The 12,508-nt window shown below is 42.6% G+C and carries 8 protein-coding genes; all 8 read left to right on the top strand.

Annotation, left to right across the window (positions count from 1 at the left end):
- Positions 1 to 195 precede the first annotated feature (195 nt).
- The 8 genes from MKZ13_RS28100 (at position 196) to MKZ13_RS28065 (ending at position 12,249) form a co-directional block, all read left to right on the top strand.
- Entirely contained in the window at positions 196 to 2,820 is a 2,625-nt protein-coding gene (locus MKZ13_RS28100) for a hypothetical protein (RefSeq protein ID WP_339179871.1), read from the top strand.
- Between the two features lie 172 nt (positions 2,821 to 2,992).
- On the top strand, positions 2,993 to 3,586 hold the full coding sequence (locus MKZ13_RS28095; protein WP_339179870.1) for a hypothetical protein: 594 nt from the start codon (positions 2,993 to 2,995) through the stop codon (positions 3,584 to 3,586).
- A gap of 148 nt (positions 3,587 to 3,734) precedes the next feature.
- A complete protein-coding gene (locus MKZ13_RS28090; RefSeq protein ID WP_339179868.1) occupies positions 3,735 to 4,007 on the top strand; it encodes an alpha/beta-type small acid-soluble spore protein in 273 nt (90 codons plus the stop codon).
- A gap of 255 nt (positions 4,008 to 4,262) precedes the next feature.
- A complete protein-coding gene (gene metK / locus MKZ13_RS28085; protein WP_036612510.1) occupies positions 4,263 to 5,465 on the top strand; it encodes a methionine adenosyltransferase in 1,203 nt (400 codons plus the stop codon).
- Between the two features lie 208 nt (positions 5,466 to 5,673).
- A complete protein-coding gene (locus MKZ13_RS28080; protein ID WP_339179865.1) occupies positions 5,674 to 9,450 on the top strand; it encodes a SwmB domain-containing protein in 3,777 nt (1,258 codons plus the stop codon).
- A gap of 199 nt (positions 9,451 to 9,649) precedes the next feature.
- Positions 9,650 to 11,299 (top strand): RHS repeat-associated core domain-containing protein, encoded by a 1,650-nt coding sequence (locus tag MKZ13_RS28075; protein ID WP_339179863.1) that lies wholly within the window; start codon positions 9,650 to 9,652, stop codon positions 11,297 to 11,299.
- Between the two features lies 1 nt (position 11,300).
- The gene (locus tag MKZ13_RS28070; protein WP_339179861.1) at positions 11,301 to 11,651 is read left to right on the top strand and encodes a hypothetical protein; all 351 of its coding nucleotides are present in this window, start codon (positions 11,301 to 11,303) and stop codon (positions 11,649 to 11,651) included.
- Positions 11,652 to 11,667: 16 nt separating this feature from the next.
- Positions 11,668 to 12,249: a hypothetical protein gene (locus tag MKZ13_RS28065; RefSeq protein ID WP_339179860.1), complete on the top strand. Its 582-nt coding sequence runs from the start codon at positions 11,668 to 11,670 to the stop codon at positions 12,247 to 12,249.
- Positions 12,250 to 12,508: the final 259 nt, after the last annotated feature.

The raw sequence follows: 12,508 nt of genomic DNA, 5'->3' as shown, positions 1-12,508 counted from the left end.
TAAATTGATTGAAGTGAATTAAATCTATATATTATATAAAATGTATCAAAAGAAAATATTTAGGATTATGACTTAGCTAGGATGAAAGAATTACTCATTATCATAATCTTGATTCAAAATCGACAACACCGTAACTTTCTCGCCTTCCCGAACGTTTATACTATAAAGTAATAAGCAACTGTGGGAGGTTTGAAAGTGGATCATAAAAAGGCCATAATGACTTTGTTGTCAAGTATGTTATTTATCAGCTCAAGTGGGGGGATTATTTCAGCGCATAGTACGTCAGGAGAAACGGGGAAACCTACGACAAATAGTGCAAATAGCAATACAATTAAGAAGGAACAATCGCCAGCAACGAAAAAAGTTGTACATACACTGGCAAACCTACCAGCGGTGAAAGTTACTGCTAGAAGTACGGCGCAGTTAACCGATGTTAATATTTTGGCTCAAGATGATGGAAATACTGTGACGTATACGTTAACGTACAAAAATAGTGATAGTAAACCCTTGATCATGCTCGATTATTGGAGCAAGGTAAAAACAAAAGGTGGTACGTTGTTCTCGCCTAAACTGATTGCCAAGGATCAAGAAAAGAAAACCGTAGCTGCCGGATCAAGCGTAGATCTAACCTACACGATGAAGGTTGGACGTGAAGTAAAGCTGAGTGATCTGAACTTCCTGATTGTGAAGTGGGATTTCAGTAAGCCAAATTATGAAAGTACCTTAGGGAAATTTAATGTTCCTGCATCGTATAGTATTACAACACCTGTAGGGAAGACAAAAACAGTTCGTCTCAGTGACTCGTCTGTGAAGGTTAAGGTGTCAGGTATTAAGGTGTTTCCTGGGGAAAATAAGAATCAATATGTCAAAGTCGGTGTGAACCTCAATAATATCAGCTACAAATTGCTTGAGAACCCGAATATCAAATGGATCTTGCGCACGCCAAGCGGTACCAATTATCCCTTAACTCCAGATAAGGATAGTGCAAGCATCAGTATTCAGGCGCAGGCAAACAAGACACTTAGCTTAATGGTGTCCTTACCAACATCGGTAAAGCTGTTAAAATCAGAATTGTTACTGGTAGAGGAACAGGGTGAAGAGAAGACAGCACTACCTGTTGCGGCTTTACAATTACCGCAGGCAAGCACATCAAACGTAGAAACGACAGCAAATGAACCTAATATAATTTCTGTAGACGGACAACGACTGTCCACTTTACTTGAGTCTGCAAAAATACGTGTAAATGAGAATGAATATGATTTGAATATGCAGTTTGTATTGAAGAATGAGGGCAAAAAGGTAATTAAGGTTCCTACTTACACTTTTGAAGTTCGTACTGCAGATGGTACCATTTATCCTGTTGAAACAAAGGCATTAGAAACGTTGAAGTTAAATCCTGGAGATATAAAAACTATTAAACTTAATACCACAATTCAAGGCAACGGTGATGCAAGTCAGATCAAGTTATATGCGATGAGTCCTTTGGATAAGAGCGAGACTACAGAATCCACGAGTTCTTCTAGCACCTTAGTTTTTTCCTATCCTGTAGGAATCTATGCTATACCAGAATCTGTATCAAGCGGTGATGGTCTAACTACAGAGACTGTAATTAAGAACAATAAAGGTACATTTGGCGTATCTTTGGGTTCATTACAACGCTTGCCGTGGTTAGACAGTGATATTGTGGCAGCTAAAGTCACGATTCGTAATGCGGGAACCAAAACAGTGCAGCTTCCAGAGCTCGAAGCAATGTTCACGATTGATTCAGCTCAGATCGATGGTGACAAGAAACTGATCTACACCCAAAGTGGGAAGCTTCTTGGGGCAGGCATGACCACTGAAGCGTATCTTCTGACCAAAATTCCTTCTGAACTTCTCATGGGGCGTCTTGAAGTGAGTTTGATCGAGAAAGTTAGTGAAGAAGAAACAAATGAGTGGATTACCTTGAACACATCGGGATTGATTCAACCTGTATCTTATGTTGGCTCAGGTAAGACTTATACATCTGGTGCTCCGGATAAAGAGACTGAGATGAGTGTTCGTAGAACGATACGTTATCCTGGAACATCCTCAGATGTAGTATATACCGAATTTGAGATGACCAATAAATCACTTCGTCAGAATGGCCTTGGCAAATTGGTAGGATACTTCAAGACATCGGACGGTCAGTATTATAAAGCAACTGCTAAACAATCTGAACGCTCACCTGGCCCAGGTCAGAAGTCAATTGTTACGTTCTGGGCTAAGCTTCCGAAGTCTGTTACTTTCTCAGATTTGCGTCTGCTTGTGGGCGAAGGCATTGCGGATAGCAAATTTGTGACAGGTGAAGGTGAAGCAACGGCTTATGTGAATGCAATGGCATTCGAAGTACCGCCATCCTCAATAACTGTTCAAGGGAACTTCACCAACATTGATCTTTATCCGTATTCATTAACTGCTAACAGTGTTCGTGCATACCTTGTGGGTAGCAATTCTGTACAAGTTGACATGAATTACACGCTTAATCGTAGTGAAGAGATCGAAATGGCTGAGTATGAACACAAATGGATTCTTGCATTTACAGCTCAGAACGGGAAAGTATTTGAGAAAGAACTGACTCCAGGTACGGATTTGAAAGTAGGAAGTAATCAGACTTTAAGTTGGAGCTTAGAGGACAGCTTCTTCGAAAAATTGAGAGGTGGGTCTTACCGCTTAGCGATATATGATCAGTTCCAAGGACAACGTTTGCTCCTTGCAGAGCAAGCTTATGGATACGATGTGTCCAAGTTGCCAAAAGAAGAACCTGAAATTCCTGTGATTCCTGAGGGTGGAGCTCAATAACCAGATAACAACAATTCAACAATAAGTACCGTTTATACTTACTATAAATTCTTGCTATTTAAGTAAAGAAACCTCGTCTTCGACAACATGGAGACGAGGTTTTGCTTGTCGCATCCCTACTTTTTCTCTATAGTTAAAGTTAATAGATTACCAGAGGAGGAAAATGATTCACATGAAACCTTATATGAAAGTATCCCTTGCTGCGCTCGCGATTGGTGTTGGCGTGTGGGTTGGGTCGGTATACAGCAATACAGCCATCGGTGCAGGTACAAGCCAGCCAGGAACAGCAGATGATCCGGTTGTAACAAAGAGTTATGTAGATCAGCAGATCCAACAGGCTTTGGGCGGTAAAATCCCGACGGGAGGAGGTAGTACCAATACGGGAACAGACAGCAATGCAGGAAATGGTAACAATACCGGCTCTACAGGAACCGGGAACTCCGGTAGCACAGGTGGAGATACATCACTTCCTCCACTGGTCTCAGGCGCTTCTGAAGCCGTTGAGATCGTAACCGTGAAGCCGGGTCAACAGCTGATCGGCAAGTCTGGCGCGGAGTTCATTGTACGTAGCGGCAAGGCTGTGATCGTCAGTGAAGGTACGAATGGTGTAGCTGATCTGACGGACGGGATTGATCTGACGAATGGACAGGCAGCGCCGACCAATCACCTACTCTCTTTTCCAAGGGATGGACGGGGAATCACGGTATTGGAAGGAAACAAATATAGCCTAACCGTAATGGTTCGTGGTGGATATACTCTGCAATAGGATTTGTAGCTGTTAAAGGAATTATTCAGTAGTCATATATTTTATTTGCGCAGATTAACCAGTTCTAACAAACATTAATACGGCTAGCCAACCTTATTCCTGCTCACTCTATAACTGTGGACAATCAATTAATGGAGGTGCAGGAATCATGGCTAGAAGCAATCGCAAAGTGGTACCCGAAAGTCGTCAAATGCTGGATCAGATGAAGTATGAGATTGCTGCAGAGTTTGGTCTCAATGTGGGTTATGGTGGCAGAGGTTTATCTGGTGCGGATACAGAATTTGGATCTGAACTGGGTGAAGTGAGTGATCATTCTTATGGGCAATACAAAGGGTGGGGACATCTGACTTCCCGCGAGAATGGATCGGTTGGTGGAGAAATCACGAAAAGGCTAATTCGCCAGGCAGAACAGCACTTATAGGGCATTTTCCTTACCCCATTTCGTTTGACACGTCTTGACAAATACGTTAAGATGGCACTTGAGGTATGCAACCTTTTCCACTAGGGAAAGGTTGATTTTCGTTTGAGGCAATTACCTGAAAAATCCTTATCTTCGGTACTGCGGACCCTGCGTCCTTATTCCATTTTGGAAAGCTTCGAGGGTACAGTGAACGAATCGCTGTCATGTTTTGTTCGGGCAATCGCCATACTACTAGTTATGGGAGGTTGAAACTTCATGTCTGTTAAAGGCCGGCATCTATTTACATCGGAGTCTGTAACCGAAGGACATCCGGATAAAATCTGCGATCAGATCTCAGACGCCGTATTGGACGCGTTTCTTGCAAACGACCCCAATGCTCGCGTAGCTTGCGAAGTTTCCGTAGCCACAGGCTTAGTGCTTGTCATCGGTGAAATCAGTTCAGCTTCTGAATACGTGGACATTCCGTCCATCGTTCGTAATACAATTAAGGATATTGGCTACACACGTGCCAAGTTCGGTTTTGATTATAACACTTGTGCAGTTCTGACTTCTCTGAATGAGCAGTCCGCTGATATTGCCCAAGGCGTTAACGCAGCGCTTGAGAACCGTGACCCGGAACAAGTCGCTCGTGAAACAGAAAACATTGGTGCAGGTGACCAAGGTTTGATGTTCGGTTTTGCAACGAACGAAACACCTGAACTCATGCCTTTGCCAATCGCTCTGTCCCACCGTATCGCGCGTCGTCTGGCGGAAGTGCGTAAGAACGGTACATTGGAATATCTTCGTCCGGATGGTAAAACGCAAGTAACGATTGAATACGACGGTGATAAACCGGTACGTGTGGATACAATCGTTGTGTCTACTCAGCACGCTGAAGAGACTACGCTGGAGCAGATCCAAAAAGATATCAAAGAACATGTAATCTTGCCTGTCGTTCCAGCTGGATTGCTGGATGAGCAGACTAAATATTTCATCAACCCAACAGGACGTTTCGTTATTGGCGGACCTCAGGGAGATGCAGGCCTTACTGGACGTAAAATCATCGTAGATACCTACGGCGGTTATGCACGTCACGGCGGTGGTGCGTTCTCTGGTAAAGATCCAACAAAAGTAGACCGCTCCGCAGCATATGCGGCACGTTACGTAGCGAAAAACCTTGTAGCTGCAGGTCTTGCAGACAAAGTTGAAATCCAGCTCGCTTACGCGATTGGTGTAGCCAACCCGGTATCGATCAACGTGGATACATACGGAACTGGCAAAGTCAGCGAAGAGAAATTGGTTGAGCTTGTGCGTAACAACTTTGATCTTCGTCCGGCTGGCATCATTCGTATGCTGGATCTGCGTCGCCCAATCTACAAACAAACCGCAGCTTACGGTCACTTCGGGCGTACAGACCTGGATGTACCTTGGGAGCAAGTGGACAAAGTAGACCTTTTGAAAACTCAAGCAGGTCTGTAGTTAGATTCAAAAGTAATGAAGCCCTTGATTCCGTTAAAGGAATTAAGGGCTTTTTTGTGCTTCCATCGATTTCACTGCTTGTCATGGACAAAGGAAAAATTATGGAATAAATCCCCAAATAACTAAATGAAATCCCTTCTCCAACCGAAATACATAATGAGGTCTGTACATCAGACAGGAGAAGAAATGCAGATAAGGGGGAAGATCAGTGGAATTGAAGAGAATTGCAAGAAAAGGCATGCTCGGAATCTTAATTGTTATGCTGACGGCTCAAGGATGGCTTACGGGTTGGAGTGGAGTCGAGCAGGAAGCATATGCTGCACACGCATTAAGTGCAAATGGAATAACGAATACTGTTCCTGCGGTGAAAGGAACGAATGTGGATAGTTCAGTACCATTCGTTATTGATTTTGATAAACCTGTTCAGAAGGCACCAGGTACACAAAGTTCAATCGTGATTAAACGTTTGGATGACAATACAACGATGGGTTCGGTGCTGGTATCCAGTGAACAAGTCGTGATTGATCCCACACCACCGATTACAGATCCTACGATACCGGATGCGGGAGACAACACACCTGTACCAGCTACTGGTCTACGAGTGACGATTACACTGGGCAAGACTCTACCGGGAGCAACATACTACGTAGAGATAGATAATAAATCATTTGTTTACGCGGACAACACTGCATTTCCGGGACTGACTAACAAAGAGTGGACCTTCAGTACTCTGGGGCTAGGCTCAACTTCCCTTGTGAGTAGAGTTCCTGATAACGCAGCAATGGTATCCCTTTCAACTAAGGTAGTAATGACGTTCGATAAGCCGGTAACCCCAGGTAGAGGGAATCTCATTATTTATCAGGGAAGAGTTGGTGGTACAGTATTTGAGCAGATTCCAGTAAACGCAGGAGCACCTCGAATTACAGGTTTTGGAACCAATACGATTACGATCGTTCCCACGAATAACTGGAACAACAACACTACATATTACATCGTAATGCCAGAAGGTTATTTGCGGGATAGCAATGAGAATGATATCAGTGCAATTAGTGGGAATGTTTGGGGATTCAATATCATATCCGATCCGACGTCCCTCATGGTATCTACCGTATCTCCCGCAAACGGTACTACCAATGCACCTTTAACGGGAAATTTAACAGTTACGTTCAACAAAGAACTTGATCCGAATTACATTCAGAATGTAACGCTCAAAAAATCAAATGGAGCAACCGTTGCATCCAAGACAGCCATTAATAGTTCAAACAATAGACAATTGCTGATTACACCTGCGAGCGCATTGGATAGCAACACAAATTATGTGGTAGACATTCCAGCCAATACGTTTCGTGATAAAGCAGGAAATACATTTACAGGTCTTAATGGGTCTACATCATGGGCCTTTAAAACATTAAGTGCAGATACAACTGCACCTGTGTTGAAGAATGCTAAGATGCATAGCAATAACACCATTCGCCTTACTTATGATGAGTGGCTGTACAGCACTAATTCGCTGAGTAGTACTTATGCTGTAACTGTAAATGGTGAAAAGAGGAATGTCAGCTCCACTTATATCTCAGGCGACAGTGTATATGTTGTCTTGGATACGGGTGTAGCCGTAGGACAAATTGTGCGTATCACTTATGCGCCGGGGACTACAGGTAATCGTCTTACAGACCAGTCTTCCAACGCTGCGGCTGCTTTTGGCGCAAGAGATGTGGAGAACGGTTTAGACTCTGTCATGTCCAAGCCGCGAGAAGGTAACGTGTATTACAGTACAATGACGTTGTACTACCCTGAGACGGTATATATCACTTCAAGTGATGCGGCAAGACAATTCAGTGTAACTGCGGATCAGTCGGCTGTAGGCATTAATAGCATCTCGGTTAACAATAGCTCGGTTGTGACGTTGAATCTCAGTCGATCCGTTACGGATGGTGAAGTCGTTCGGGTTGCATACACGCCAGGTTCATGGCCTGTAAAAGATACACGTGGACAGGCTCTTGCTGGATTCAGCGGCTTCTATGTCCGCAATTCAATTGATACCAAACCACCTGAGTTTAAGAGTGCTGAGGTGAGTGGTAACAAGTTATGGATGCGTTACAATGAACCACTGAACACGACGAATAAACCGCTCAACAGCCAATATTCTGTTCTGGTCGATGGTAAGCCAGTCTTCGTTAATGATTCTGAGATTGAAAATGATCTGGTCACGTTAACGCTGGCTACAGCGGTGAAAGATACACAAAATATATCGTTATCATATGTACCTGGAGCATTGCGATTAACGGATCTGAACAATAACCCAGCAGGATATCTCAATCTGACTCCAGTAACGTACACATATGGAAATGGCAAAATCCTGTCGGCTACGCTTCAGGGAGACACGGTTCAAATTAATTTCCGTGATTCAATCCAGTCCCAGGCTGCACTAACGGCATCTCAGTTCAGTGTAGTGATTGGTAATTCAACCACAACTGTATTGTCTGCTTCAGCTTCTGGCTCTGTGGTGACGTTGAAAGTGGATACTTCAGCAGTAACATCGACAGCTACTCAGACGGGAACGGTGAGTTATGTACCTGGGGCAGTGCCGTTACGGGACGCGTCGAATGTTACTGTAGCTGCATTTGGACCACTTACGTTGCAACAGACAAACAATAGTTCTACCGGTAGCCAGACGAACAGCATTCCAGTCTGGTTAACAGAACTAGATGCATCGAGCTATGGTCAGTCTTTACTTGTGATGAACAATAATACGGCTTCTGCCGAGTCTGCGATGTCACGTAATAATCGCTCTACTCGTCAATTCAATGTGGATGCTACCAAGCTGATCCAGTCCTTTGAATACGCATCGGCGGTCGGTAAGACCATGGAGCCTATTGTGTTTGAGATTCCCGATAGTGAATCTTCTGCGTATGTTGGATTCCCGTTGAATGCACTGACACAGATTGCGGCAAGCTATCGCACAGGTAGCATTGGTGTGAAATATGGAGATCGCCTTTGGACTGTTCCTCTTTCCAATCTGGATTTAACCGCTATGAGTCGAAGTGTAGGAACCACTGGAGCATCAACAGGTGTGCGTGAGCCATCCTTCTACGTTCAACTTGAGACGGTACCCGTGCTTGCGTCAGGTACATTGGATGGAATGCTTATTAACTCGGGCGCACAGAAGCTAGGTAATAATACGGATGTATATCTGTTTGCTTTTAATGGAAACAATAATCAGCGTATGGAACTTGATCTCAAAAGCCAGTTGTCTATGAAATTACCTGCAAATACGCCTACTGCCACATCCGTATATACTTATATCGATCCGGTTACGCTTATGTTATCCAACGTACCTAGTTCGTTTAAAAGTACGGCTGGGGGTATGGTTATAAAAGGCCAGATAAATGGCAATCAGACGGTAGCTCCGGTCACCCGTACTGTAAACTATCAGGATACGGCATCACATTGGGCTAGTGCAGTCATTAAAGAGCTCTCTGCGAAATGGATTATTAGTGCACCTAATGGATCCTTCTATAGACCGAATGAGAACATTTCACGTGCGGAATTTGCTGAATTGGTCGCTAGAGGTCTTGGACTGAATGGAGAACCTACCGCAGCAAGTCGTTTCCAGGATGTTCGTAGCGGTAGTGTGACAAGTGCCTATATCGGTGCTGCCGCTGAAGCGGGAATCATTACAGGAAATACCGATGGTACGTTTAAGCCGGATCGCCCCATTACGCGTGAGCAGATGGCACTTATGATGGTACGTGCTATGAACTACGGTGGGAAAACAGTCTCTCTTCAATCTTCCGCTGCTACCACTCTATCCAAGTTCAAGGACAGCAACAAAATCCAGTCCAAGGATTCTGTTGCCAAAGCGGTGCAGGAGGGAATCATTCAAGGCATGACAGCCAGAACATTTGAACCTCAGGGAAATGCAACTCGTGCACAGGCAGCAGTCATGTTGAAACGGGTTTTGGACAAGTTAGGATATCTATAAATTAATAGGGACACTTCAAGGAAGCGCATTTCTTGAGGTGTTCTTTTTTTTGTTAAAGCATGTAAGCTCTTTCTTACGTCGTCTCAAGTTAAAGGCAAAGTTACTGCAACCCTACATATGGTGTACCCTATCGGACATTTGATGTCCAAAAAGCAGGTGGTGATGCGATTACTACGACGAGATCGGCCGCAGAACATCGATGACTGATGATTATGGAAAGACCACGTACAGTTATCGTGCAGCAGATGGGGTGCTGAACGGAATGACGTTCCCGGATGGGACACGACTTGATTACGCACTCGCAGCATCGGGGACGACGCCTGTGGATCGTATGACATTCAGTTATGCGTCCAATAGCTTGCTGGAGAAATTGTCGTTTGGCAAGGGTCTCAGCACAAGCTACCAGTTCAATGGCTATGACCTGTCGGGAATCACGATCTCTCAAGGGACATCTGCGGTGCAACAGTTCGCCTATGAATATGATGGTAATAAAAACATCACGTCTCGTACACAGAACGGGGAAACCGATCAATACACATACGATGAATTGAGCCGGATTCAGACCGAAACGGGCACACAAAAAGAAACGTATACTTATGACCCGAATGGTAACCGGTACAGTATTGGAAGTGGTAAGATATACGGTCTAAAGGATGCACAGTATACGTATGACAGCCAGAATCGTCTGATTAAAGCAACGGGTGAAGGCAAAACGGTAACCTACAGCTATAATGGAGATGGACTGTTGTATGAACGTACGGAAGGCGACCAAACGATTCGTTATTACTACGATGAAGAAGCCAAACTCATGGCTGAGGCCAGTGTAACTTCTGGAAAAGCAGAATTGACTTATGCTTACATCTATGATTTGTATGGACAACTGTGGGCACGTCAGGACAAGCAAACAGGCAAGCTGGAATACTACCAATTCAACGGTCACGGAGACGTGGTTGGACTCGTGGATGATGCCGGTCAAGTATTGAACCAGTATACGTATGATATCTGGGGTGGGCCATCAACGACCGAACAAACCGTACCGAATATACTTCGTTATGCTGGCGAGTATTGGGATGAAACGATAGGGTTACAGTATTTGCGAGCCCGATGGTACGATCCAGGCATGGGTCGATTCATTGGTGAGGATACGTACGAAGGTGAACTGAACGATCCACTGAGTTTGAATTTGTATTCGTATGTAAACAATAACCCGTTGAAGTACGTGGACCCTAGTGGGCACATGCCAAAAAATCTCTTAAACGGCTTCTTGAAGGACTTCTTGAATGGTAGGAATGATGGAACGAAATATACAGATTTACAATTATCCGATGCTGTGTTGAATGCTAATGGAGATAATCGAATATATTTAGCGTTCCATGAAATTGCCCAAATTCATACAGCAAAAGCAATACATTTAAAAACAGGCTTGAGCACAACTTTGGAATATCATATAGAACAAGAAATTGCATGGTGGCCTAATAAGCATTATTGGGTAGATATAGTAACATCAAACGGTCAAATGTGGGAATTAAAGGCCAGACGAGATGTTCCTTACGGTGATACTGACGGGTACTATGAAGATGCAGAAGAACAACTGACAAAATATCAATCTGTAAATGGAAAGCTTGTTAGGGGAGCGCAGTATCGAACAATAAAAGGAATAATTGTAGAAGGTGATTTATATATGGATATTGAATTTTTCGATAAAGGGAAGATATTCTACGAGTTCTATTTGGATTATGGTAATGGTAAAACTGTGTCAATGACAACTAGACAGGCAGAAAATTATGTGGATGCGAATCACTTGTACCCGCCTGAATTCAACTTTAAAACCAAAAAAAGGAGAAGGTAGTTTGACAACTAAACTAATTAGTTCCTTCCTTCTGATTCTGTTACAAATGGGGTGTAATATGGCTAATGAAAGTAATTTTGTATATGAAGCAACTTACGTAGTAGAAGTATTGGAAGCTTCTATAGAAAATAAGGGCTTTCCAAAATCAGAGATAGTCAGGATTGACAATTTTTTTGATATGGATCTTTTTAGAGAAGAGGAGAACAGAATTCAAGAAAAGTTGATGAGTGTCTATATGGCCTTTCTGGGAAAAACTAATTTTAAGAATATTGACTCTGACGAGAATAATAAGTTGTTTAAACAACTAATCATGGAGTTAAATGAAATCTATGTAGAATTAGAATCAATGTAATGGTGAGGTGGAAATATTGTATCCAACTATTGAGGTGCCTTTTGAATTTACTCCTTTTTCGGTGATGTCGAAAACTGAAGCAGAGGAATACTATGAATGGTTTCTTTCGATCATCCCGCGAAGAATTGAATTATTACAGGAATATGTTGAATTATCTGGTTCACATATACAGCTAGATTTTAGTCAAGATTCTTTGATTTCTCTCTGGGAATGGTTTATTCCTCGAATTGAACAGAAAAAAATGACAATAGAAGAAATGAATGAAGAATTGGAACTAGTACCGGATTGGATGAGACCTGAAGCAGAACAAAATGTATTAAAGTTTAGTAGAGATACAGAAACTCAAATAATAGATATTGGAATTTATTTTAGCAGTGTATTGATACATTCATCCAATAAACTGAAATGGGTGGTAATTAATAAACCACGAAATCATGTTGATGTTAATCAACCCTTACTGGCTGGGACAGGGAAGATACGACTGAATCCAATTCGAGTCGTGGATGTTTGTACGGCAAGGGCTTTAAATGATGTTGGAAATATAAATATGTTAAGTGATCTTTATGTTTGGTGGAGAGAAAAATTATTGGATCATTGAATATGTTATGAGTTGTATAAGTAGAAAATTGATTTAAAATGTAAATAATATGAATTAATGTAATAATTATACCCCCCCATAGATGAACTTACTTAAAAAGCTCATCTATGGGGGTATTTTTTTTTGAAATATACATATCTACTGAACTCTTTGTGATTTTCTTACAATTAGATAAGGGGAAATAAAAGTGTCGTTAAAGTAGAAAGGTAACTTTTATAAACATTACCAAGATATTTATTATGAAAGATTTCGAGAGTTA

Source organism: Paenibacillus sp. FSL R5-0701, assembly GCF_037973995.1.
In the GTDB taxonomy this organism is placed as follows: Bacteria; Bacillota; Bacilli; order Paenibacillales; family Paenibacillaceae; genus Paenibacillus.
This window is presented reverse-complemented; position numbering and strand designations above follow the sequence as displayed.

Coding starts and splice junctions, on each gene's coding strand:
- MKZ13_RS28095 (WP_339179870.1), top strand. CDS start 2,993: ATGAAACCTTATATGAAAGTATCCCTTGCTGCGCTCGCGATTGGTGTT.
- MKZ13_RS28090 (WP_339179868.1), top strand. CDS start 3,735: ATGGCTAGAAGCAATCGCAAAGTGGTACCCGAAAGTCGTCAAATGCTG.
- metK (WP_036612510.1), top strand. CDS start 4,263: ATGTCTGTTAAAGGCCGGCATCTATTTACATCGGAGTCTGTAACCGAA.
- MKZ13_RS28075 (WP_339179863.1), top strand. CDS start 9,650: ATGACTGATGATTATGGAAAGACCACGTACAGTTATCGTGCAGCAGAT.